A 21,869-nucleotide genomic window follows, 5' to 3' on the forward strand; every position below is an offset into this window, starting at 1 on the left:
GTCCTCACAGGGCGGTGTAGGCGTCGCGCCACGACAGGGTCAGGCGGCAGGTGTTCGAGTAGTCGGAGGCGGTCCAGCGGATCTCGCTCTTCTTGGGCGGGATCTGGAACAGGTCCATGCGGCTGCCTGCGGTCAGGGCCGTGGCCGCGTTACCGGACCCGTTGCGCAGCACCCAGCGCGTGCCGGGCCGGGTGTCGATGTCGATCCACTCGCCGACGCCGAGGCTGGTCTGCAGCTCCAGGTACCGGCCGGTCTCCACCACCCACACCTTCGGGTTGGTGACGGGCCCTTCAATGCGCACCGTGGGCCACGCCGCCTGGTCGCCGTTGTTGACCACCCAGCCGGGCCGCTCGTCGGGGTTGGACACGCCCGTGGTGATCGGGGCGGTGACCGGAGCGGTGAAGCCCTCGTCGTCGTTGGAGATGTCCAGCGGAAGCACCAGCGACTGCGAGTCGTCGGCGTGCCAGCGCGGGTCCAACGCGGCGAAGTCCAAGGTGAGCGGGATCCACCCGTAGACGGCCTGCGACATGGTCAGGGCCTCCACGCGCCGCCACCGGCCGTGCAGGCGCTTGGCGTCCCGCCCGGGCCACTTCGCGCGCAGCACCGCCAGAGCGCCAGCCGTCTTGCGGACGGCGTCGGCATCGGTGACCTGCTGCAGGCGCGCCAGCAGGTCCAGCGCGGCCGCCGGGTCGTCGGGGGTGCGGATACCGGCCTCGATCGTCACCGCCCGCGTCCCGTACAGATCCACGCCCGGGAAGCCACCGTCCTCGGTGGGGTTGTCCACGTCGGCCGTGCGTAGCTCTGGAGCTGCGAGGCCGGTGACCTCGCCGACGGGCAACTGCGTGCCCGAGCCGATCACCAGGCCCCCGCCGACGTCGAACTGGTAGTCCTCAAGGGTGGTCATCAGATCTTGCCTCCTCGCTGCGCGGCACGAAGGCGCCGCATCACCTCCGCGCCCATCTCCTGCGCCACGCCGCGTCCACCCGCGCCGCCGGTGACGGTCACCGGCATCTGGCCGATCAGCGGCGCCGCCTCCTTCACGACCACGACCTGCACTCCGCCGGCGGGACGAGCGTCGACCGGCACCGGGCCGGTCACCCCGCGCGCGGTGAGCGTGTAGCCGAACCGCTGGGCGACGTCCTCGAGTACAGCCGTCGCCGACGGCCGCTTCGCCTGGCCGAGGGGGATGTAGGCCTCTCCTCCGGTGGAGGGCTCCGCGAACCGCACCAGGCCGTTGCTGGTCGCGTACAGGCCGGGCGTCAGGACCCCGCCGGCTTCGTACGCCAGGCCCTTGTTGGCCCGTCCCAGGTCCGCGACGAACCTCGTGGCCCGCGTGCCGAGGGCCTTCTTCAGCCGGGACAGGCCCGCGTTGGCGACCTCGATGATCCGGTCCTCGCCGAGCTCGGTGGCGTCGGCGACCTGGTGGATGCCGGTCGTGCTCGTCTTGACCGCCGCGATGATCGTCAGCAGGTCCGCCAGGTCCTGGTCGGACAGCGTGGCCGACGCCGACTTCGCCGCCGCGTTCGCCTTCGTCGCGGCGCCCTTGCTCTTCACGGCCTGCGCCGCGAGGTCCTGCGCGGCCTGGTCGCCCTGGGCCGCGAGCCGGCCTGCCAGGTCTCCGAAGCCGCGGGCCGCCAGCGTCGCCAGGTTCTGCTGGAACGCGGCCGTCTGCTTGGCGGCGGAGCCGAGCTGGCTGGTGTACTCCGACAGCGATGCCCGCGCGGTCGCGGCCAGCTTCTCCAGGTCCTTGGTCATGCTCTTGACGTACTTCGAGCTGCCCGTGGCCATCTTGTGGGTCAGGGCGATGCCGTCGGCGCCCATTGCCTCCAGGGCATCGGCGACGTCCTGACCGGCCCGGCGGGCCACCGTCGCCAGGTCCCGGCGCCACCGCTGCGCCTCCGCGACGGACCTGTGCAGGTTCTTGGCGAACTTGCCCAGGTCCAGGGCGGTGCCCTTCTTGTTCATGGAGTCGGAGGCGATACCCGACAGGGAGTACAGGCCATCGGAGCCACCGGCCGGCTCGTACGACCAGTTCGAAAGGCCGCCCTCAGCGTGGTACGTGACGCTCGCGCCGAACCGGTGCGCCACCTCGTCGAGGATCTGCTTGGAGCGGTGCCGCTTGGACGGGGCCAGCGGAATGTACGCCTCTCCCGGGTAGGTTTCGGGCTCGGCCCACACCCGCCACGACCCCGCGGGCGCAATCTGGGCCACATGGTTCTCTCGGCGCACGCCGCCGTCGGCGTAGAACGACAGCAGACCGCCGTCGGCCTGCACCTGCGGCTTGTTGCCCCACGGCACGCCCGACCCGGGCGCGATGCGCGGGATCACCGTCACCGACACCGGCGATGGCGGGTTGATGCTGACGGAGATCTCCTTGGTGCCGGGGATCTGCCGCACGCTCACGCCGATCGCGTCGAGCTGCGCCTGCACGGCCGCCATGTCCCCGGACAGCAGCGCCGTCGTCAGGGCCTGCGCCGCGGCGGTGCCCTTGGTCTTGGCGACCTGCTGAATGGCGTCCAGCATGGCCGTCCACGTGGTCTTGGCCTGCCCGCCGGCCGTCTCGAAGGCGGCCACGATGCCCTGCAGGTCCGCCTCGCTGATCGGCACGTCTGCGCCCCAGATCGCCTTCAGCTGGTCCATGACGGTGGTCACGTCGCCGGACAGCATCGCCTGCTGCAGCGCGGTCGCCACCTGCGCGCCCTGCTCGTTTGCGACCCGCGCGAGCAGGTCCATGCCGCGCTGCAGCTCCTTCTTGGCGGACGCGCTGCCCTTCTTCACCGCGCGAGACATGTCCGAGACGGCCATCTCCTGCATGACCCGGCCGAACTTGACCGCGTCGTTGGTCTGCGCGGCGTCCGCCCACTCGCGCGCGATCTTCTTGCCGTAGCGGGCGGCGATCGCCGGGAGCTGCTCCAGGCCGGCCCGGAAGGCGTCCTGGGAACGGGCCGACGACTCGCCGATGATCTCCTGCAGTTCGTCGGCGACCTTCGTCTTGCCCTTGCCGAGCTGCGTGACCAGCTCGTCGAGGATCGGGGCGGAGCTCACACCGAGGTTGGCGAAGTGGTCGGTCAGGTCGGTGTACCCGGCCATGGCCAGCGCCGTCAGGTTCTTCTGGAAGTTCCGCTGCGACTTCAGCTGCGACTGCAGCTGGTCCATGTAGTCCTTGAGCGTCGCCTTGGCGTTCTTGTTGGACTTGGCGACCCTGTCCTGTGCGTCGGCCCACGCCTTGGCCGGGTTGACGATGTCGCCCAGGGCCTGCGCCATGGCCTTCATCTCGTCGGTGTACTTCGGCATGCCGTCGTCGCCAGGCGGCACGAGGAAGTCCAGCGTCCACGCCGCGCCGGCGCCGGTCTTGGCCTTCATCACCTTGGCGTTGACGATTTGCATGGCCGCGGCGAGCTCGGCTTCCTTCTTCACCGCCTTCGACCAGACATCGTGCTGCTTGTCCAGGACCTCCATCGCGTCCTTGGCCTGAGGCGTCAGTGACGCACTGACCAGGCCGGACTGGTCGACCACGGCGAAGGAGTTGTTCCGCCACAGCTGGCTCTTGAGGTCCGCGAGCTTCTGCCCGCCGGAGGAGATGGCGTCGACCGCGTTCGTCATGTCGATGCCGACCTGCTTCAGCTTGGCCGCGTCCTCGGAGTTCGTCAGCGACTCGGCCAGCGCCCGCAGGCCCGCGCCCCCTTCGCCCTGCTCGCGCTCGGCGCGCAGCGCCTGCACCAGGTCGTCGGTGGCCTGCTTGGCCTTCTGCTTGGACGCCGAGTACGCCGCGTACGCCAGGACGCCGACCGCCAAGAGCGCGGTGAGCCCCGACACGGCCAGGGCCGCCCCCTTCAGGGCCGCCGGCATGGCCGAGCCGCCTGCCGTCGCGGCCGCCTGCGCGGCCCGGAACTCGCGCCACTGGGTGGTCAGCTTGGTGACCGCGGCCAGTGCCAGCGCGCCCGTCGCGGTCACCGCGAGCAGGCCCGCGCCGAGGCTCTTGAGGGGCCCCGGGGCGTCGGCGATGGCGCCGGCGAACACCGACAGGGCGTTGCCGAGGGACTGCATCACCGGCAGCAGCGCCCGGCCCAGGTCGATGCCGATCGCCCTGCTGCGGTTGACGAACATCTCCCACTGCCCGGCAGTGGTGTTCATCTGCAGCTGGAACGCCTTCTGGGTGGCCCCGGCGCGCTCCACCTGGTTCGCGATGCCCTGGTAGGTGTCGGCGTAGTTCTGGCCGTCGCTGGCGGCCAGCGACAGCACCGCACGCACGGCCCGCACGTCAACGAACAGCTTCGTCATCGCCTCCGACGAGCCGCCCGTGGCCTTCACCAGCTTGTTAACGACCACGTACAGGCCGTCCTGCTGCAGCGCGGACGCTGCCGACTCGTACCCGAGCTTCTTCATCTCGTTGCTCAGGTCGCGGGTGGGCGCCATCATCCGCGTCATCATCTGGTTCAGCGCGGTCGCGGACTCCGCCGCCGGGATGCCGGACAGGGTGACCGCGGCGAGAGCAGCCGACAGGTCATCGAACTCGATGCCTGCGGCGGCCGCCATCGGCACCACGTCACCAAGGTTCTGCGCCAGCTCTTCAAAGGAGATGACGCCCTTGTTGACGGTCTGGAACATGATGTCCATGACGTCGGTGGCGTCGGCAGAGGTGAGCCCGTACGCCTTGAGCACGCCCAGCAGGGCCCGCGCCGACGTCTCTGTGGTCGTCAGGCCCGCGCTGGCGCCCTGCGCGGCCGCGCGGAGCACGGTCATCGCCTCGGAGCCGTCGAAGCCGGTCGACACGATCTGGTACAGGCCCTCGGCGAGCTGGTTCGCGGACTGCGTCAGGTCCGTGGACAGGGCGACGATCTGGTCGGTGAAGCCGCCGACCGTGGTGGCGGTGATCTGCTGGGAGATCGTCATGACGTTCGCCATGCGCTTCTCCAGCTCGACCGCCTGCAGCACGCCGGCGCCGAGGACCGCCGACAGGACCACGCCGGTTCGCAGGTAGCCGTCGATGCGGGCCTGCGAGGCGGCCCGGGTCTCGGCAGCGGCCGCCGCCTCGGCGTGCCGCACCGCCGCGCTGTTGGCAGCGGCCCGCTGAGCGGCGGCGCCCTCCGCCTGGGACTGGGCGGCGACCGCCTGCAGGGCCCGGGCGTCGGCAATCTCCCGCGCCCGTACCGAACGGGTCGCCACGCCCTGAGCGCGAGCAGACGTGGCGGCAGCCGCGGCCGCCCGCTCTTCCTGCAGTGCCTGAGCTTGCGCGGCCCGGGTCGCCGCCGTGGCGGCAGCGGTCGCGGTGGCCTGTGCGGCTGCGGCGCCGCGGCCGGCGGCGGCCGCGGCGCGGGTGGCCATGTTCTGCGCGACGGCCTGAGCGCGTAGCGCCCGTTCCCCGGCCATGACCGCGGCCGCCCGCTCGGTCTCCGCGCGGGCGGCCAGGTTCGCGGCCAGGGCCTGCGCGCGGCCGCTGCGCTCGGAGGCCGCTCCGGCGGCCGTCTGCGCGGCCCGGGTGCGCTCCACCGCCGCCCGCACCCGGGTCTGGCCGATGACCGCGTCAGCGGACGCGGATGCCTGCAGACGGGCCAGGCGCTCCGTCGCCGTCCCGCTCTCCATCAGCGTCCGGTTGACCTGCTGCAGCTGCCCGTCGAACTGGCGGAGCTGCGTGGCGCCGTTGCGCAGACCCCCGGTCAGTCCGCCCGTCGTCGCCTGCAGGTTGACGTACAGGTTGTAGCCAGTGGCGGCCACCTACTGCTCCCATCTGGGCTTGAGCCCGATCTTGACCCCGCGCCCATCCGGTCCCTCGGGAACCTGCTCCCGCTCCATCTCCACCAGCTCGCACCCCGGGCAGGTGTGCGAGTCGGCCACGTACGCGAACAGGTCCCCGCCCTGCTCCGGCCGCCACTCGTCCAGGCGGGTCCCGCAGCCCGTGCACGCCGCCCGGGAGTAGGCCAGCCACGACAGCGCCTTGGCCCGGTCCAAGGCCGTCCAGCGGCCGTCACCGGCCCCCGTGAACTGCGAGTGCGGGATGCCGTACGTGTGGCACAGCTCCATCTCCGCCCGGAATCCGGGGTCGGAGATCAGCCTTTTCCCAGGTCCGCTCGGATCGTCTGGTTGATGACCAGGGCGGCCGTGAACAGGGCCTTCGCCTCGGCGTCCGGCCAGCTGTCCAGCAGTTCGTGCGCGTCGGCCTCGCTCATGCCGTCGACTTCCGCGCCGTCGACGTCACGCTCGACGTGGCAGGCGGAGATCAGCGCCGCAGGGAAGGTGTCGACGTTGTACTCCATGCCCTTGTCGGCCTGCGCCTCGCTGGGCGCGTGGTCGCGCAGCAGCTGCTCCCACGCCGGCCGGGGCAACGCCCGGAAGGTCAGGGTCAGCGTCGCCTCGGCGAGGGTGTCCTGCGCCGCGGTCAGGACTGCGTCGGCGGCGAGGACCTGCGGGTTGGACGCCACCCACGCCTCGCGCTGGTCCTCGCGGATGCCCTGGTCGGCACACTCGGCCAGCGCCCCGGCACGGGCCTTGGCCAGGGACACGGCCGCCTCGGTGACGGCGGCCTTGGCGACCTGGTCGTCGCAGATCGACATCGTCCGCTCGGGCAGCTTGCGGGCCCGCAGCCGGACCATCTTCGCGGCCCAGTGGGCGTCCTTGGCGACGGCGGCCGCCGGCGGCTCGGTGGTGGTGCTCGTGGTCATGCGGATCCCCCCGTGGATCAGGTCGCGGCCGGGACGGCGGCGTCGAGCGTCGGCTCGTCGGACACCGCGAAGGTCACGGTGAACTTGGCCGGGTCGGAGCCGGCGGAGTAGGCCGGGGCGCGCGAGGCGACGCGGACCGGGAAGGCGTCCAGCGACTTCGACGCCGGGACGTCGCCCTTGCGGAGGATGACGACGAAGCCCTCCGCACCCTTCGTGAGCAGGGTCTCGATCTCGTCGCCGGCCTTGTCCTCGTAGAAGGTCAGGGTCGAGGCGTCGGCCTTGTCCTCGCCGGGGATCGACGTGGTCAGCGTCGAGCCCAGGTCCGGGGTGTCGATCGGGCTGTTGCCGAGCGACCAGCCCGCGATGTCGGAGATGGCACCGGACAGGTCGGTGCCGGCGGCCAGCTCCTGGCGGGTCGGGACGTTGGACGCTGCGGCGATCTCCGACAGGAAGAAGATCTTCGTGACGCCACGGCGCATGAACCGCTGCTGGGTCGTACCCAAGGGGATTCTCGCTCTCCGGGGACCCTGGCCACCGGATGCACGGAGGCCCGTCCCCAACAGGTCGCAAATGCGAACCAGGGGGTCAGCCCGTGCCATGTGGCCGGACGTCCGCGAGTGGGCCTCCGCGGTGAGGTGCGATCAGACGTCAGCTGTTCGGCGTGGAAACCGTCAGGACGAATCGCTGCACGTAAGTGTAGGTGGAGCTCACGACACTGGTCCCGTCCTCGCGGTCCAGCTCCCGGCCGATGACCGTTGCACCCACCACGTTGATCGGGTTGAGGTAGTGCCCGCTGCCCGGCTGCCGGGCCAGGAACGCCTGGCGCACCTTGTCGGCGTGCAGCGACGCCTGCTCGGCCGTGGTGCCGACCGAGGACACCTGGATCAGCACGCGGGCGTCCGCGTCGGCGTCGCCGAACGAAGGCCCGATCCCGGAGACCTGCCCCAGCTCGTACAGCACGCTGTACGGGATGGTGTTGCCCGTGGGCTGCGACGCCGCGGTGGGCGCCGTCCCGTAGCTGCAGGAGCGGGCGGTCGCAGTCTGCAGCATCGCCTGCACGGCAAGCGCCACTTGGCGCCCCGACACACTCATCTCTCATCCTCCTCACGGCCCGCCACCCTGGAAGCAGTGACAGGCGCCTCGATAGGTTTCACCGCTGCCGCCCGTCCGCGAGCTGCCCCATGGCCTCAATGAACAGGGGGCGCAACGCCTCCACGGCCGGGCCGACGTGGGGGAACGGGGGCTGGTCGTAGATGCGGCCCAGGCTGTCCGGGCCGATGAACCCGTATTCCAGGCGGCGCGCCTGCGGCTTGTTGGTGCCGACGACACCGGTCACCATGTCGCCGCCGATGAACACCTCGTGCGTCCACGACCGCCGGTAGTCACCGGTGATGACGTTCGGGCCCGGCCGGCCGCTCGCGTTCGCCTTGATCCGGGTTTCCAGCAGCATCGAGTAGTGCCGCACCACCGACACCGTCTGCGGCAGCACCGCGGCGGCGCGGTCCTGCAGGGCGGCAGCGATCTGCGCGGCGTTGCTGTAGGCGCCCCCACCGGTAGGGCTAGTGGGGGACGGCATCGGCCACCTCGTCCTGCGGCTGCCACCCGCCCGACGCCCACTCCCGCAGGAGCCGCAGCATCCCCCGGGTCAGTTCGTGGGGGCCGCCGTCCATCAGGTCGTGCCGGGACAGCACGTGCCGCTCCAGCTCGCCCGCATCGATCGCCGACAGGAACTCTGCGGCGGCCGGGCCCGGGTCCGGTGGCACGCCGACCACGACGCGGGCCAGGCCGTCGAACTCGTCCTTGACCACAGGCGACAGGAACAGCACCAGCTCCGCCGCACGCCCGGCCCGCTGCTGGAGCGAGTAGCCGGACACCTTCTTGGAGATGTCGTAGCCATCGAGGGCGACCGTGCCGGTGGCGTGGTTGGCGGTAATCCGCACCGTGTGCAGCTGATCATCCATGCCGATCAGCCTACGGAGCGGCCAGGACACCCCTGGGGCCCGCAGAAACGGCGCTCCCACCGCACAGCTGAACCTGCGGCAGGAACGGCGCAGCCCAGGTCAGATCGCGGACGGGGCGAACGTGATCCGCTCCGTGAGCCTGGTGGCGCGGCAGATCTCCACCGTGGACGCCTCGGTGGCGTCCTCGGCCAGCCACGTGCGTCCCGTCCGGCCGTCCGCGCCGGTACCAGTGATGACCTGTACCAGGTCGCCGGGCATGGCGACGGGCGCTGCTACCGGGGTCACCAGCCGGTACCAGGCCGCGCCCTGCGCCAGCCAGTCGAAGCCGAGGACTTGGGCGACCAGCAGCTGCCCGTGCGAGGACAGCACCGCACCCGGCCCCTCGTACACCACGACCGTCGGCGTCTCACCCGGTTCGCCCGTCACCGGGTCGAGGACCGGCTGACCGGCCGTGCGGGACACCTTCACGGTGTCCGTCAGCAACGCCTCAAGGTCGTTGCGGGCCTGCCCGATATCCACCACTGCTCATCCTCCCGTCGTCTGCGTGGACTCATCCATCCACGTGGTGCGCACCACTGCGAGCGTGCTGGCCTCGGAGATGTCCAGCGCCCGCCATACCCGGTCGAGCAGTCCCTGATCCTGGGTCGCCACCGTGACCCGCACGCTGTCCTCGCGGGCCGCCAGCGGGGCGTCCAGAGGCGTCAGCAGCTTGTACCGGTCGCGGGGGTCGTCCGGGACGGGCTGGCCCGCCAGGGGTAGCACGTAGCCCGGCCCGCCGACGGAGAAGACCGCACCCAGGCCCTCGTACTTGATGACGGGCGGGCCCGGTATGTACACGCCCGAGTCCGGGTCCAGCACGTCCGGGCCTGGCGTGAAGATCTGCACCGTGTCCACCATGATCCGCTCCAGGATCGGCGCGAGGGCGGCCAGCGAGAGGGGACTGCTCATGCGTTCGAGCCTAGGCGGGCCCGAGGACAGCACGCCTGGCAGCAAGAAGCCCCGCCTCCCGGACGGGGGTACCGGGAGGCGGGACGGTCAGGGGCCGGTCAGATCAGTCCAGGTCCGACCAGTAGTCGCGCCAATACCCAGCTTGGCGGGCCATATGCGTCTTCCAAGCGGCAGGGTGCTGGTCCGCGATGCTCGCCCATAGCCGCGCGTGGGCGGCCGAGAACAGCACCACTTCCTCGTGGTCGGCGCCTCGCCACGCGGGCAGGACCCTGCACACCTCGTCGGCCGCCGCCGCTGTGTGGCCGGCCTCCATCAGCCGCAGGATCAGGATGACCGGGTCGACCCAGGCCGGGCCGACCGTGGGCCAGGCCCAGTCGATCAGCCAGTCCCGCTCTTCGCCGAGCAGCACATTGTGCGACGCGAAGTCGGTGTGCAGCAGCGTCCGGCCGGTGCTCCAGCGTTCGGCCGCGCCCGGGTCGGCGTACTCCGACATGCGTTGCCCCATGTTGCGGACGACCGCCGCTGGCGGGGTGTCGATCTGTGCCAGCTCGGAGGCCAGTTGCAGCACGCGCGGCAGGTCCGGCGAGCCCGGCTTGTAGTCGGCGTGACGGCCCTCGGCGTACTCGTACCCGAGCAGGTCCCACCCGGCCTCCTGGACCTGCCACAGGAGCGCGGGGGCCAGGCGGGGCGCCACATACGCGTTGATCGCGGCCTCTCGCTGCTGCGAGCGGTGCTGGGAGTGATCGGCCAGCATCCCCTTGACGAACAGGCGCTGCTCGGCCGTGAACACGACCGAGGCGATCTGCGAGTTCAACCCGCCGGAGACGGTGTCGGACTTCAGGACCGGCCCGGTGTGGGCCTCCACCGCCTCGCGGACCTCCTCGGGCAGGTGGTCCCAGTCGATGCGCGACATGGACATGTGTGGCGCCGTTCCTACTCGGACGAAACGGGCGGGGCCGCCCCGGTGGAAGCTACCACCGGGACGGCCCCCCGGATTGCTAGTAGGCGTTGTCGTCGCCCGCGGTGCAGCTGCAGCTGGCGGCGTCCAGGACCTTGTCCAGGTCGCCGATGAAGATCAGCTCGTCGTCACCGATCGGGCCCGGCAGCGACGCCCCCAGGGGCGGGGTGCTGGTTCCCTGCAGGGCCGCCCCGCGGGGCGGACCCATCGTGATCTCAACGGCTACAGCGGTCATCTCTCTCACCTTCCTGCGTGCTGGCAGTAGCTGGACAGTGGTGCCTTGGCCTCCTGGTAGAGCTTGGCCAGGGGCCTACAGGTCCGGCAGGAGCCGGACAGTGCGCAGCCGGAGCAACCTCCGGTGCGCAGCTGGAGGGAGTCCGCGATGCCTCCGAGGCGTCGCAGACCCTCCACTCCTTCGGCCATGAGGTCGATCTGCGGGTCACGCCCGATCTTGCAGATCGACGCCTTGCCGAATGGGTCGGAGTGGAAGAACGTGTGGCCCGCGTTGCAGCCCCGGAAGACCTCGCGGGCCCGCTGGTAGCGGATCGACTGCGTGGCCAGGCCCGCGCCGTCGCCGCCGATGGTCGGCGACATGTTGGGGAAGACGTGGTGCGGGCCGTACCGCTCGGCCAGCGCCTCCATCTCGGCCACCTCGTGCTCGTTGTCCTTGGCCACGACGACGTTCATGCGCAGCGGCAGCCCCGCCTCGCGGGCGGCGTCGAGCCCGCGCATGAACAGCTTGAAGGCGCCGCGGCGGCGGGTGGTGGCGTCGTAGGTCTCCTCGGTCGCCCCGTACACGCTGACCGTGACCCGGTACGGGGGGCGCCCCCGGAACAGGTCCTGGATCGCAGGCGAGTGCAGGCGGGAGCCATTCGTGGAGACCTGCAGCATCATGCCGAGGTCGTGCGCGTAGGCGTACACCTGCGGGAAGCGCCGGTCGATCAGCGCCTCCCCGCCTGTGATCTGCAGGTACAGCACGCCGGCGTCGGCCATGATGTCGAGCAGCTGCTTCTGCTGCTCCCAGCCCAGGCCCTCGAACTTCTTCTCGCCGAGGTAGCAGAACTCGCAGTCGAAGTTGCAGCCCAGATTGATCTCGTACGACGCGCGGACGTACCCGTACGTGGACGGCTCGCGGACCAGGATCGACTGGCCGAGCGTGCGGCCGGCCAGGTTCACGCCCCATGCCTTCCGGGCCGCGTCAGTGGCCCACTCCGGGATGGCGCTGCCCCGGCCGGCGTCGGCCAGCTCCTTGAAACGGGCTGCGCCCACGCGGAGCCCGCTGTACTGGCCGGGCCGCAGTAACAGGTGGCCGTCCATGAATGGACTGGCGATCAGGTCATGCATGTTTCCTCCTCTCCAGGTGGACCCGTCCGGCCGCCAGCGGGGAGGCGAGGCGGCCGGACGAGACGTGGACGGGAGGGGGGGCTCTCCCCCTTCCCGCGTTCTCTTATTGTACCTGCATTGACTGTTGAATGCCAGCAAATTGCCAACAAAATTGCAGGTCAGAGCCCTGATGGCCCTATCGGGGCCGGATGGTCCACACCGCGCTCGCCCTGCAGGATCGAACTGACCGGCACGCTGCTCGCCGGGTCCGACAACGCGGCCACCGCGTCCTCCAGACGCTGCGCGTCCACGCCCAGGTGCCGCACAGCCGCCTCGGCGATCATGTCGGCCAGCTGCATCCGCAGCCGGGCCTCGTGCCGGTGCAGCGTGATCTCGTACGCCGCCTGCTCCGCGTTGGGGATCACCGAGCTGGTCACGCGCTGCCTCGGCGGGACGCCGACCGTCACCATCACCACGAGCTGCCCGCCGTCCGGGTCGAACGCCACACGGAACGGGACCTGGTCGCCAGGCTCAGCGGTCACTGCAGGGGCCACCTTCGGTATCGGCGGACGAACGGGAATGGAACCGGCCCGGCAGCACGACGGGGCACGCGCTGCCGGGCCGGGGCTTCACGCAGCGGACCGCCTGGCGACGGTCGCCCACACGGTCTTGCCGACCGGATCACGGTCCCGGGCGCCGAAGTCGGCGGCGGCCGCGCGCACCAGCATCAGCCCGCGCCCGCTCTCGGCGTGGCTCGGCGCGATCCCCGGGCGGGGATACAGGCGGCTGGGATTGGACACCTCCAGCAGCAGCTCCGCCGCGTCGTCCGTGATTTGGACGTGCACCAGATGCCGGGTGTCGCAGTACCGGATCGCGTTGGTGACCAGCTCGCTGGTGATCAGCACCGCGGTATCGACGGCCTCCTCGGGAACATCCCAGCCGGCCAGAACCCGGCTCACCTGTCTGCGGGCGATGTACACCGTCTTCGGGAACGGTGTGAACCACATCTGCCACGTCTGCGTCGTCGCGTCGACTCTCGTCATCACGGGCACTGCTCCCCCTACATGGGGGCACTGCCCCCGTCGAGGCTTCCAAGAGGTCCGGCCGCACGGCATATGCCGAGATCACCGAACCTGTTCGGCTACACCGAACCCGGGGATTACTCTCGGCCACAGGCCATGCGCGCCTGGTCCTGAAACGGTATGGGCCAGCAGGTGCCTGCAGAACTGACTGCGGGTACGAGTAGCGGCAACGGCAACGGCCGCAAGGGGACGAACATGCCAGCTCACGCGCCCAGGCGAACCAGCGCAACGCTGACCGGCAGTCAGGCACGTCTCCGCGAGGGCGTGGTCGCCGGTCATCTGCTGAAACTCACGCGCGAGCGAACCGGCCGCACCCAGACCCAGCTCGCCGAAGACCTACGCGTCGACGCCACCACCGTGCAGGGCTGGGAGTCCGGACGCCGGCCGCTGACGTCCACCCAGACCGGCAAGCTCCGGGAAGTCCGGCGCACCCTGCTGCGGCTCGGTGCCGACCCGGCCCTGTTAGTGCTCCTGGACCAGGCGCTGGACTCTGACGCGGTCCTCTCCCACGCGCTGGCGGGGCCACCGGCCAGCACCCTGCACGACCATCCGCTGTCCGGATGGGTCCTCACCCGAGACACCATCCACATGCTCGCGTGGGCACTGACCGGTTCAACGCCCACCGCCGTCCCCCACGTCCCCGCCCCTGCCCGCCGCCGGGGCCCAGTCGCCGACTCGCCGCTGCTCGCCCACGCCGAACGCCGCATCTTCTTCGAGCACATGCGTCGAGCTGCCGAGCTCGCCCACCACGCTGGCGATGAAGGAGGGCTGCTGCGCCGCCAAGCCCTATACCTGTGCTCGTATGACCGTTCGGCCGACACCGGGGCGTGGCTGGCCGACATGCAGCGGCGCCTGCCCAAGCCCAAGCGCGGGCAGTGGACGCCGTACTGGGCCGACCAGCGGTCCGTCGCCGCGTCCCTGACCCGCCACGGCGACATAGACCCCATCCACGCGTTCATCGCCGACGGCATGGGCGACCTCGGCGAGCAGGCCAACCTCAACTACTGGGCGTACTGGCTCGGTCTGGACCCGGTGCCGCAAGCCGACGACACGTTCATGGTCACCCGGCCCGCAGGCTCCTGGGACGGGCAGGTGCTGCTGCGAGCACTGACAGGCCGCCTCGACCCCGCCTTGGGGTGCATCGACCTCAACGTGCACTCGGTGTGGGCACTGCTGGGCGCCCGGCGCGGCCTGCTCTCCACCGACCCACACCTGAACGCTGACCTCCACCAGCGCGTCGTCACGCTCCTGGACAGCAGCGTCGTCTCCCGGCAATCCCGCTCCGAGCTGGAATCGATCCACTACGGTCTGAGGCTGCACCGTGTGTGATCACTTGGACGTCGGAAAGGACACGGCATGACCGACCAGCACACCCCTGGGGACGCGGGAACTGCAGGCTTCCTGCTGGAGATGGGCATGCTCAAGCGCGCCAAGCGCAGCGGCTGGTGGATCGCCGGCATCAAGGACCCGGAGACGATCGCCGAGCACTCCTGGCGCACCTCCGTCATCGGCGCCGTGCTCGCCATGATGGAAGGCGCCGACCCGGCGAAGGTTGCACTCCTGGCGACGTTCCACGACACCCAGGAGACCCGCATCGGGGACATCCCGTGGATCGGTCGCCGCTACATCCAGGCAGCCTCCAACGAGACCGTCACCGCCGACCAGGTCGCCGACGCCCACCCGGCCGTTGCCGACGGCATCAAGGCCATCGTCGCCGAATACGAGAACAGCGACAGCCTGGAAGTCCTCGTCGCGCACGACGCCGACAAGCTCGACTGCATGCTCCAAGGTCTGGAGTACCTGCAGCAGGGCTACACCGCCGCCCAGGAATGGGTCGACTCGACCAAGACCAAGCTCAAGACACCCTCGGCTCAAGCCCTCGCCGAAGCCGCCGAAACCATGTCCCTCGCCGAGTGGCAGCGCACCTACCTGCGCTGAGAACTACCGTTCGCCGGCGGCGCGGATACTCTCCTCCAGCGCCGCCATCAAGTCCACCGCGGGCACAGGCTCCTCCGGCTCCTCCAGCCCCGCCCCGGTCACCTTCGCGACTACCAGCTGCTCCAGCGCCGCAGCGTACTCATCGTGCAGGTCGGTGATCTCGACGCCAGCGAGCTGATCCATCAGCATCTCGGCCAGCTCCAGCTCCCGCTCGGTCACCGGTGCGGGGCTGGACAGGTCGCCGGGCTCGCGGATCTCCTCCGGCCACAGCAGCGTGTGGAGCACGAGCATCCCGTGCCGCGGCCTCAGCACTGCCAGCCGCTCCCGGGTGCGCAAGGTCACCTTGGCGACCGCCACGGTGCCGTGCCGGGCCAGGGCTTCCACCAGCAGCGCGTACGGCCGCTGCCCCTGCTCGCCAGCCGCTCCGACCCAGTACGGCTTGGAGTACAGCACGGGGTCGACGTCGTGCTCGTCGACGAAGCCGAGAACGTCAACCGTGCGCTTCGTCGGGAGGGGAAGCGCCGCCAGGTCCTCGTCGAGGAGGACCACCGTGCGGCCGTCGGGCCGCTCCCAGCCGCGCGCGATCTCTGACTGCGGCACTTCCCGGTCCTCCCGCTCACACACCTTCCGGTGCCGGATGCGGGCGCCGTCGCTCGCGTGGACCTGGTGGAACCCGGCGCCGTGCTCCTCGGTCGCCGAGTAGAGGTGGACCGGGATCGTCACGAGCCCGAAGCTGATGAAGCCGGTCCACGTCGCGCGCATACCGACAGCGTGCGACCCGGGGCAGTTCGCCGCGCGGGCTGCCGCTCCGGGCCGGTGACGTCGACTTTGCGCCGAATGCGGCTTAGAGGAAAAGGTCGATCTTCGCTCGGGTTAGGCTCTTGAACGGATTCGTCCGGTACGCCGACCAGTAACTCAGGAGCACTGACCATGCCCGAGACCCGGCTGAGGTGCCGCAATGTCTCCTCGGCTGCCGCTGTCGTGGCCGCCGGCGTCGAGCCCAGCGACCGGCAGCACACCGTCCGGCAGGATGGCCGTCACGTCGTCATCGGCTACGCGGACACGCACTGGCCCTTCGACGTGGCCGAGTGGGCCGCTCTTGAAGGGCACGCCAGCGACAAGGCTGCGGCCCGCGTGATGGCCCGGCTGTAGAACTGTGGAGACCCCCACCGCACACCACTGGCAGTGAGGGCCCCCTCATTACCTGAACGGCCCCGCAGGGTGGGAGAGGCGAAGCCGCAGTTCCAGGGTGCGCGCAGATGGACCGGGCCGTACGCCGGATGCCATGCCTTTGCGGCCTGTGACGTGCAGCGTAGCGTTCAAGTACGCGCTTGGCTGGTCGCTAGTGATGCCGCACCTGGCTGAGCGGGGCAGCGGTGGCGACGGCTCCGCCGAAGACCTCCACTCCCCGCTAGGCGGCGGGGCCGACGACGGCCTGGTTCGCTGCCGCATGCGCATCGTCGCGCCGCCGGAGTTGGACGCGACACGCGGGCGCAGGGGTTTCGGCAACCTGTGCGAGGTAAGGCGACCTGCCGGAGCCGCCCGTTTCGCCCCCCGAGCGGGCGGCTCCCCGAGAGGGCTCCCCCTTCTCGGCGGTCAGCACCCTTGCGAGCCGGGGCCTGCTCCACTCAGGCCCCGGTCGGCGAGGAGGTCACATGGACAAGAAGACCCGCATGTATCGCCCCGGAGAGAAAGTCCCGGTCAGCGGCATCTACGAATGCACGTGCGGCGAGGGCCACCGCTTCACCATCACGAGTACCGACGTGCAGGGCCACGCCTTCCCGCCGGTCCCGGAAAGCTGCTCCGGAATCGGCTGGAACCTCCTCACGCCCGCCCACGCGGAGCGAAGCCCCTAGGCCCCCAGCAGCCCGCCCGGTTACGTGGTGAGTGCCGGGCGGGCGCCCTACGCGGCCCTGCCGAATTACCTGTCGCGACGGGACCGATCACGCCTCAGGTCGCGGGAGGGTGAGCGACTGGCTCTTTGCCGACGCAGTCGTCGCCGTACACCGGCCGCCGACGGTTTCCGTGGCGCGCCGGGCGCCCTGCTCGTACCGGTGCGGCAGTTGGCGGGCGACGAACGACTCCGCCAAGCGCGCGGTGACGTGCCGGGCCCGGCCCTACTCGACCAGCGCGGCAAGGATTGGTCCTCCAACTCCTGGGAGCGGAGCGGGCCTCCGCCTCCAGTTTTCAGGTCCGTTTCCCTATTGAGGCCGTTTCCCAGCTCTACCAAGAGGCTGATCAGCGGCAGCCAGATCACCGCGCAGGGTCGGTGGATGCTGCTTCACCGTTCAGCGTCGGGTCAATCACCGCCGCGTTGATGTCCATCGCTGGGGCAAGATCGGCTCAAGGTGCACGTTATATCCACGACACCCCAGGGCGCAGGCGGCAACCGTCTGAGCGTGACGCGGCTGCGCCTGCTGCTCCTTGAGGAGGCTGAAGCAGCCATCGTGGGCGGGCGAGCGTATCCGCCGCTGGTCTCCGCGATCTGGGGATAGGAGGCATGAAGCCGCTTAAAAATGCCGACGCTATGGTGACAGGTTCTCACCCACAGCCGCCGCAGCGAAGCACAGCTTGAGGCACGAGAAAGGGCCCGGTCGATAGATCGGGCCCTTTGGTAGTAGCGGGGACAGGATTTGAACCTGCGACCTCTGGGTTATGAGCCCAGCGAGCTACCGAGCTGCTCCACCCCGCGTCGGCGATGCCACTCTACACGTGACGCCGACAGGGGGTGCAGGTCGCGGCTATCAGCCGCGGACGATGTTCTCGGCCTGGGGACCCTTCTGGCCATGGGACACCTCAAAAGTGACGTGCTCTCCTTCGGTCGCTTTGCGCTGCCCATAGTCTGCAACCGGCCCCTGGCGCTCTTTCACCAATACGCAACGAGCTCCGACCGAGTCGGTTGCGCGTCGAAGGGGTGAACTGCCGGCCGGGGCCGAGGGCGGTCACAGTCACGCGGCCGGCGTCAATTCGGCCCGGCCGAAGAGCAAGGCGTACCCGGTTGCCAGTTGTGCGAGAACCCGGTTGATGAGGTCGTCCCCGGCCAGGCGACCGAGAATCGCGAAAACGGTCCCGGCGTCCCAACGTGCGGTGGCGGGCGTGCCGCCGGTGCGGGTGGCCAGGTCGCAGACGAAGTCGAAGCCGGTGAGCGGTTCGGTGCGGGGGATCTGGGCGGTGAGCTCGAGCGCGGCCTCGACAGGAAGCCGGGCGGCCAGGGCGACGCGTTCTTCGCCGATCAGCTGCTGACCGAGTCCGGCCAGCACATCACGGACGGCCTGCTCGGCCCGTTCGCGGGTTGGGTAGGCACCCTCGTAGCGTACGTGCTCGACCATCGCGTCGAACGTCATCGCCGTTGTAGGGAGGTCCGCTGGGCAGCACTGGGGAGGAGCGGGTGAAGGCCACACGCGACCGCCGCGCCGCCGACCGCACCGTCACTGCCTGGGCCCGCGACAACGCCGCCGACGTGCGCCGCCTGGCCGCTCTCGTCACGGGACTGGCCGACCTTCCTCCCGCGGCCCACTCCGCCGTTGCCGCTATCGACAGGGCCCTCGCCCACGACGACGCGGCTCGATTGATGGCCCCCCTTGCGGCCGCCCGCATCCATCTGCAGCCGCGGCATCCGGAGGTGGCTGCGCGCGTGGACGCTCTCATTCGGCACGCCGACCAGCTGCGCCAGGACAGCAACGACCAGCGACGCGACGCTTGACCCAGCGGAAAGGAATCGCAGCGGCCCAGCGACCCCGGGGCAGGGCCACACGGCAGGTCGGCGATCGATACAAACTACGGGTGTGGATCTGGGGAAGCCTTCCGTTTGACCAGGCCAACCGCCATCCAGAGAAGAGCCGCAGCCCCAAGGCCCTTCCTCGCCGGGCGGCGCTGCGCGCCCGTCACCAAAGATCAGGGCCGCCCCCGCCATTCGACCAGCTCCCCTTCCCAGAAGTCTCGGACCTGAGGCCTGAGACCAGCCCGCCGCAGCAAGACGCGGATTTCCCTGGGCCGTGGGCCGGGCCGAGGATGCGCACCGATGAAATGGCTGTCCACCCATTCGGCAGCACACCGCGCCTGCGGGCCGGGGCGCCCCTAGCATGCTGACTGTGCGACTCATCCTCCCGAAGGTCGAGGGCGGCGGCCGGGTACAGGGCCTCCTACAGCTCATCGAGGACGGCATCCACCTCGTCGTCGCGGCGCTCCTCGTACTGCTCGCGGGGCTCCTGACCGTCGGGGTCGTCCACGACGTCATCAAGTCGATCCAGGGGCCGTACCGCGAGGACACGGTCGTTCTCTCCACCCTGGACAACGGCCTTGTGCTGTTCATCGTGGCCGAGCTGCTCCACACCGTCCGCCTCACCATCAGGAACCAGACCCTCGACGCGGAGCCGTTCCTCGTCGTCGGCCTGATTGCCGGCATTCGTAAGGTGCTCATCGTGACGGCCGAGGCGGAGAAGTCCTTCCGGTGGAACGTCGAGGGGATCGAACTGCTCATCCTGGCGGGGCTAATCCTCGTGATGGCGACAGCGGGGTACGTGTGGCGGCGCTCGACGCGGCCGGGAGACTACTTCCCGCTTCAGGAGGCGCGGCGCTACCCGTCGCCGACGCCGTCACCGGCCCCGGTGAGCGGGTCCTGATCCGTCACCTTCCGCCGCCACAGCCGCCCGCACCCGCCGCTCCTCGCGTGCAGAGCCGACGTCCCGTTCCAGGGGTGTGCGGCTGACGGCCGTCGTGAGGTCCTCCAAGGCCCGTTTCTGCAGTTCCGCCCCGCGGCGCACCACCGTGCTCCGGTCCCCGGCGGCGGCGTCCTCCCACGCCTGGAGCGCCTCCTCCACGCGACCCCAGTCCGGAATCCGGTGCTCGCGCACGTCGTCTGCCGCCTGCGCGGTGTCCGCCTCCAAAGCCTCGGCGAACCGCTCCGCCTCGGGGATGAAACGGCTGTCGGCCCGCGGGACGTGGCTCTCCATGAGCATCGCCGCCCGGCCGAAACCCTTGAGCGCCTCCTGCGCCTCCTCCGCCTCGCGTGACGTCAGACCCCTGGGGCGGACCGGTTCCTGCCTTGCCCGGTCGTAGGCCTCCTGCCAGGCGGCTCGTGCCTCCCTGCTCGCCAGCAGTGCCCTGCGCATGTCGGCCCGATGTTCCCGAGTCGGTTCGGCGTAGCTGCGCAGCACCGCGGCCGCGTAGCGGCCGTTCGCAGCGAGCCAGTCCGCAAGCCGGCCCGGCAGCCGGGGCGTCTCCCATGCGGGGAACACCACGTACGCCAGCATGGCCAGGGCCCCGCCGAGCAGGGTGAGCACCACCCGCTCCGGGACTGTCTGCTCCCATGCCTGGCCGCCCATGCCGAGCAGGAAGACGACGTACGCGGCAGTGAAGCACTGGGAGTATGCGTAGCCGGTACGGATCAGCGCGTACGACAGGCCCGCCGAGACCACCGCCAGCGCGCCGAGCACCTTGGCGTCCGGGCCGATGGTCTGCACCATCCCGGTGGCGAGCGCGACCCCGGCCAGGGTCCCGGCAAGACGGGCCACCGCACGCGCGTACGTCCGGTGGAAGTCCGGCCGCATCACCATCACCGAGGCGATGGGTGCCCAGTAGCCGTGGTGCAGGGGTAGCCAGGCGGCGATCAGATAGCCGAGCGTGGCCACCGCCGCCAGGCGGATGGCGTGCCGCAACACGGGCGAGTCCCGGCGGAGCTCACGGCGGACCGCCCGGACGACGACCGGGAGCAGCCGGAACATTGTCGGACGCACCAGAAACTGGGCGCTCGCGGTGCCGGGCGGCGTGGGCGTCTTCCCGCGCGCGCCGCTCCCGGCGATCTCCAACGCCTCGCCGAGTAGTTCCACGAGCCGCTCGGCGGCCTGCCGGGCGGGCCCCTCCAGCACCTCGTGCTCGTCGTCGACACGCAGGACGTCCGAGCTCCCGGGCGGCACCTCGGCGGGAGTGCCGCGGCGGATCGACCGGGCGGCCGCGTCAAGGACGTCGGCGGCCGCATTGAGCAACTCCCGCGCGCGGTCCCGCCCGGGTCCCTCCGTGGGGGCGCCGACGTCCGGGTCGGCGAGGGCGGCGACGACCGGCCGAACGCGCTCGGCCAGGCCCCGGGGGCCGTGGAGGGCTGGGGGACGGGTGCGTGCCTGTGATGGCGTCACGGCGGCCGCGTCCCGGGCCGTCATCAACGGCTCCGGGTCGAACGGGGCGGTCGGGTCGTGCCGCAGCCGGCGGGCGTAGTCCGCCACGGCGGCCAGGGCGTCGGCGAGCGCGTCACGATGCGCCCCCCACCGGCGGATCGGGAACAGCAAGATCAGCACGGCCTGTGCCACGCCTCCGAGCGCGATGATCCCGGCGTGCTCCAGGGCTCGCCCAACGCTCGTGGGCAGGGTGATGGTCACCAGCATGCTGCCGACGGTCGTGGCTGCGACGATCCCAGCGGTCGATCCGACGGCCCACGCCATCCCCGCGAGAAAGGCCCATACGGCCAGCAGTGGGAGGAACGTCACGAGTCGCCCCGCTGCCAGGTAGCCCACGAAGGTACTGAGCGCCAAGCCCGCGCCCGCGCCGAGCGCGATCACCTTGCGTGGACGCCAGGTGCGCTGGAAGGTGGCCCCACCCGCGGAGTAGGCACCGAGGGCGGCGGACGCGGCGTACGCAGGGGAAACCAGCCACAGCGCCGGCCCGACGACGATCGCAACCCCGGCAGCCGTGCGCAGCGCGAGCAGGGGCTCCAGCCGCGTCTCCTCGATCGTGAGCCCGGATCGCACGACCTCCCCGAAGGCCCGCAGCCACGTCACGGGTGTGAGCCTAGCCGGAACGCCCTGCCGGGTCGCGTCGGCCTGGTTGAGCAGCGGCCGCCGTCAGGCAAGGAAGCCTCCCGCACGGGCCCAGGAACAGGGCGGCCGCAGCCGCTGGGACGGGGTGCTGCCACTGCGGACACTGCTGGACGTCCACCGTCCGTCCCACCGGGCCGGAGAGCGGGCGATCGCTGCTGGCTCAGAGCGCAGGCGATCGTCGCCCGTCCAGC

At 70.8% G+C, this 21,869-nt stretch carries 24 protein-coding genes, 1 tRNA gene and 1 pseudogene; 6 read left to right on the forward strand and 20 right to left on the reverse strand.

The genetic code is table 11. The features are described 5' to 3' along the window. Positions 1 to 4: 4 nt before the first annotated feature. From PV342_RS12615 to PV342_RS12685, 15 genes are all read right to left on the reverse strand, one after another. The gene (locus PV342_RS12615; protein WP_500317048.1) at positions 5 to 904 is read right to left on the reverse strand and encodes a phage distal tail protein; all 900 of its coding nucleotides are present in this window, start codon (positions 902 to 904) and stop codon (positions 5 to 7) included. Beyond that, complete coding sequence (locus PV342_RS12620) at positions 904 to 5,715, reverse strand: phage tail tape measure protein (protein WP_500317049.1); 4,812 nt, start codon at positions 5,713 to 5,715, stop codon at positions 904 to 906. Before PV342_RS12620 ends, PV342_RS12615 begins: the two co-directional genes overlap by 1 nt. Beyond that, positions 5,716 to 6,021: a hypothetical protein gene (locus PV342_RS12625; protein ID WP_500317051.1), complete on the reverse strand. Its 306-nt coding sequence runs from the start codon at positions 6,019 to 6,021 to the stop codon at positions 5,716 to 5,718. It abuts the gene before it with no gap. Positions 6,022 to 6,047: 26 nt separating this feature from the next. Next, positions 6,048 to 6,659 (reverse strand): hypothetical protein, encoded by a 612-nt coding sequence (locus tag PV342_RS12630; protein ID WP_500317053.1) that lies wholly within the window; start codon positions 6,657 to 6,659, stop codon positions 6,048 to 6,050. Positions 6,660 to 6,676: 17 nt separating this feature from the next. Beyond that, positions 6,677 to 7,162: a phage tail tube protein gene (locus PV342_RS12635; protein WP_500317055.1), complete on the reverse strand. Its 486-nt coding sequence runs from the start codon at positions 7,160 to 7,162 to the stop codon at positions 6,677 to 6,679. A gap of 145 nt (positions 7,163 to 7,307) precedes the next feature. Beyond that, positions 7,308 to 7,751, reverse strand: coding sequence for a hypothetical protein (locus PV342_RS12640; protein WP_500317057.1), 444 nt, complete (start codon positions 7,749 to 7,751; stop codon positions 7,308 to 7,310). A 58-nt stretch (positions 7,752 to 7,809) separates the two neighbouring features. Then, on the reverse strand, positions 7,810 to 8,235 hold the full coding sequence (locus PV342_RS12645; protein ID WP_500317058.1) for an HK97 gp10 family phage protein: 426 nt from the start codon (positions 8,233 to 8,235) through the stop codon (positions 7,810 to 7,812). After that, positions 8,219 to 8,620, reverse strand: a complete 402-nt coding sequence (locus PV342_RS12650) for a hypothetical protein (RefSeq protein ID WP_500317059.1) — start codon at positions 8,618 to 8,620, stop codon at positions 8,219 to 8,221. Before PV342_RS12650 ends, PV342_RS12645 begins: the two co-directional genes overlap by 17 nt. Before the next feature lie 99 nt (positions 8,621 to 8,719). Continuing rightward, positions 8,720 to 9,139, reverse strand: a complete 420-nt coding sequence (locus PV342_RS12655) for a DUF6093 family protein (RefSeq protein WP_500317061.1) — start codon at positions 9,137 to 9,139, stop codon at positions 8,720 to 8,722. 6 nt (positions 9,140 to 9,145) lie between these two features. After that, positions 9,146 to 9,568 (reverse strand): DUF6093 family protein, encoded by a 423-nt coding sequence (locus PV342_RS12660; protein ID WP_500317063.1) that lies wholly within the window; start codon positions 9,566 to 9,568, stop codon positions 9,146 to 9,148. A gap of 103 nt (positions 9,569 to 9,671) precedes the next feature. Then, positions 9,672 to 10,487, reverse strand: coding sequence for a phosphotransferase family protein (locus PV342_RS12665; RefSeq protein ID WP_500317065.1), 816 nt, complete (start codon positions 10,485 to 10,487; stop codon positions 9,672 to 9,674). Positions 10,488 to 10,566: 79 nt separating this feature from the next. Then, the gene (locus PV342_RS12670) at positions 10,567 to 10,761 is read right to left on the reverse strand and encodes a hypothetical protein (RefSeq protein WP_500317067.1); all 195 of its coding nucleotides are present in this window, start codon (positions 10,759 to 10,761) and stop codon (positions 10,567 to 10,569) included. 5 nt (positions 10,762 to 10,766) lie between these two features. Continuing rightward, entirely contained in the window at positions 10,767 to 11,870 is a 1,104-nt protein-coding gene (locus PV342_RS12675; RefSeq protein ID WP_500317069.1) for a radical SAM protein, read from the reverse strand. Positions 11,871 to 12,028: 158 nt separating this feature from the next. Next, positions 12,029 to 12,391 carry a hypothetical protein gene (locus tag PV342_RS12680; protein ID WP_500317070.1) on the reverse strand — a complete coding sequence of 121 codons (363 nt, stop codon included), beginning with the start codon at positions 12,389 to 12,391 and terminating at the stop codon, positions 12,029 to 12,031. Between the two features lie 87 nt (positions 12,392 to 12,478). Continuing rightward, positions 12,479 to 12,892: an ATP-binding protein gene (locus tag PV342_RS12685; protein WP_500317072.1), complete on the reverse strand. Its 414-nt coding sequence runs from the start codon at positions 12,890 to 12,892 to the stop codon at positions 12,479 to 12,481. 234 nt (positions 12,893 to 13,126) lie between these two features. Here PV342_RS12685 and PV342_RS12690 point away from each other — a divergent pair, with 234 nt between their 5' ends. Further along, entirely contained in the window at positions 13,127 to 14,260 is a 1,134-nt protein-coding gene (locus PV342_RS12690; RefSeq protein WP_500317074.1) for a helix-turn-helix domain-containing protein, read from the forward strand. A 27-nt stretch (positions 14,261 to 14,287) separates the two neighbouring features. Continuing rightward, a complete protein-coding gene (locus PV342_RS12695) occupies positions 14,288 to 14,869 on the forward strand; it encodes an HD domain-containing protein (protein WP_500317075.1) in 582 nt (193 codons plus the stop codon). A gap of 3 nt (positions 14,870 to 14,872) precedes the next feature. Here the strand turns inward: PV342_RS12695 and ku are convergent, their stop codons facing one another. Next, positions 14,873 to 15,631 carry a non-homologous end joining protein Ku gene (gene ku, locus PV342_RS12700; protein ID WP_500317077.1) on the reverse strand — a complete coding sequence of 253 codons (759 nt, stop codon included), beginning with the start codon at positions 15,629 to 15,631 and terminating at the stop codon, positions 14,873 to 14,875. 168 nt (positions 15,632 to 15,799) lie between these two features. On the opposite strand from ku, the gene PV342_RS12705 reads away from it, so the two are divergent. Both PV342_RS12705 and PV342_RS12710 read left to right on the forward strand, forming a co-directional pair. Beyond that, positions 15,800 to 16,021 (forward strand): hypothetical protein, encoded by a 222-nt coding sequence (locus PV342_RS12705; RefSeq protein ID WP_500317079.1) that lies wholly within the window; start codon positions 15,800 to 15,802, stop codon positions 16,019 to 16,021. Between the two features lie 503 nt (positions 16,022 to 16,524). Further along, a complete protein-coding gene (locus PV342_RS12710; protein ID WP_500317080.1) occupies positions 16,525 to 16,725 on the forward strand; it encodes a hypothetical protein in 201 nt (66 codons plus the stop codon). Between the two features lie 762 nt (positions 16,726 to 17,487). Here the strand turns inward: PV342_RS12710 and PV342_RS12715 are convergent. From PV342_RS12715 to PV342_RS12725, 3 genes and pseudogenes are all read right to left on the reverse strand, one after another. Then, positions 17,488 to 17,561: transfer RNA gene (locus tag PV342_RS12715), tRNA-Met, on the reverse strand. A 52-nt stretch (positions 17,562 to 17,613) separates the two neighbouring features. Beyond that, a pseudogene (locus tag PV342_RS12720) lies at positions 17,614 to 17,718 on the reverse strand (cold-shock protein); the annotation flags it as partial. A 99-nt stretch (positions 17,719 to 17,817) separates the two neighbouring features. Next, the gene (locus tag PV342_RS12725) at positions 17,818 to 18,213 is read right to left on the reverse strand and encodes a DUF2267 domain-containing protein (protein WP_500317081.1); all 396 of its coding nucleotides are present in this window, start codon (positions 18,211 to 18,213) and stop codon (positions 17,818 to 17,820) included. 44 nt (positions 18,214 to 18,257) lie between these two features. On the opposite strand from PV342_RS12725, the gene PV342_RS12730 reads away from it, so the two are divergent. Then, positions 18,258 to 18,572, forward strand: coding sequence for a hypothetical protein (locus PV342_RS12730; RefSeq protein WP_500317083.1), 315 nt, complete (start codon positions 18,258 to 18,260; stop codon positions 18,570 to 18,572). Between the two features lie 379 nt (positions 18,573 to 18,951). Beyond that, positions 18,952 to 19,491 carry a phosphate-starvation-inducible PsiE family protein gene (locus PV342_RS12735; RefSeq protein WP_500317084.1) on the forward strand — a complete coding sequence of 180 codons (540 nt, stop codon included), beginning with the start codon at positions 18,952 to 18,954 and terminating at the stop codon, positions 19,489 to 19,491. Here the strand turns inward: PV342_RS12735 and PV342_RS12740 are convergent. After that, positions 19,465 to 21,639, reverse strand: coding sequence for an FUSC family protein (locus PV342_RS12740; RefSeq protein WP_500317085.1), 2,175 nt, complete (start codon positions 21,637 to 21,639; stop codon positions 19,465 to 19,467). The genes PV342_RS12735 and PV342_RS12740 overlap by 27 nt on opposite strands. Between the last annotated feature and the right edge of the window lie 230 nt (positions 21,640 to 21,869).

The organism is Streptomyces sp. PA03-3a, assembly GCF_033792735.1.
GTDB lineage: Bacteria > Actinomycetota > Actinomycetes > Streptomycetales > Streptomycetaceae > Actinacidiphila.

Bases quoted from the DNA above. Each gene is read 5' to 3' on its own strand.
- PV342_RS12615 (WP_500317048.1), bottom strand. From the start codon at position 904: ATGACCACCCTTGAGGACTACCAGTTCGACGTCGGCGGGGGCCTGGTG.
- PV342_RS12625 (WP_500317051.1), bottom strand. From the start codon at position 6,021: ATGGAGCTGTGCCACACGTACGGCATCCCGCACTCGCAGTTCACGGGG.
- PV342_RS12630 (WP_500317053.1), bottom strand. From the start codon at position 6,659: ATGACCACGAGCACCACCACCGAGCCGCCGGCGGCCGCCGTCGCCAAG.
- PV342_RS12640 (WP_500317057.1), bottom strand. From the start codon at position 7,751: ATGAGTGTGTCGGGGCGCCAAGTGGCGCTTGCCGTGCAGGCGATGCTG.
- PV342_RS12645 (WP_500317058.1), bottom strand. From the start codon at position 8,235: ATGCCGTCCCCCACTAGCCCTACCGGTGGGGGCGCCTACAGCAACGCC.
- PV342_RS12650 (WP_500317059.1), bottom strand. From the start codon at position 8,620: ATGGATGATCAGCTGCACACGGTGCGGATTACCGCCAACCACGCCACC.
- PV342_RS12660 (WP_500317063.1), bottom strand. From the start codon at position 9,568: ATGAGCAGTCCCCTCTCGCTGGCCGCCCTCGCGCCGATCCTGGAGCGG.
- PV342_RS12665 (WP_500317065.1), bottom strand. From the start codon at position 10,487: ATGTCCATGTCGCGCATCGACTGGGACCACCTGCCCGAGGAGGTCCGC.
- PV342_RS12670 (WP_500317067.1), bottom strand. From the start codon at position 10,761: ATGACCGCTGTAGCCGTTGAGATCACGATGGGTCCGCCCCGCGGGGCG.
- PV342_RS12675 (WP_500317069.1), bottom strand. From the start codon at position 11,870: ATGCATGACCTGATCGCCAGTCCATTCATGGACGGCCACCTGTTACTG.
- PV342_RS12685 (WP_500317072.1), bottom strand. From the start codon at position 12,892: ATGACGAGAGTCGACGCGACGACGCAGACGTGGCAGATGTGGTTCACA.
- PV342_RS12690 (WP_500317074.1), top strand. From the start codon at position 13,127: ATGCCAGCTCACGCGCCCAGGCGAACCAGCGCAACGCTGACCGGCAGT.
- PV342_RS12695 (WP_500317075.1), top strand. From the start codon at position 14,288: ATGACCGACCAGCACACCCCTGGGGACGCGGGAACTGCAGGCTTCCTG.
- ku (WP_500317077.1), bottom strand. From the start codon at position 15,631: ATGCGCGCGACGTGGACCGGCTTCATCAGCTTCGGGCTCGTGACGATC.
- PV342_RS12705 (WP_500317079.1), top strand. From the start codon at position 15,800: ATGCCCGAGACCCGGCTGAGGTGCCGCAATGTCTCCTCGGCTGCCGCT.
- PV342_RS12710 (WP_500317080.1), top strand. From the start codon at position 16,525: ATGGACAAGAAGACCCGCATGTATCGCCCCGGAGAGAAAGTCCCGGTC.
- PV342_RS12725 (WP_500317081.1), bottom strand. From the start codon at position 18,213: ATGACGTTCGACGCGATGGTCGAGCACGTACGCTACGAGGGTGCCTAC.
- PV342_RS12735 (WP_500317084.1), top strand. From the start codon at position 18,952: ATGCTGACTGTGCGACTCATCCTCCCGAAGGTCGAGGGCGGCGGCCGG.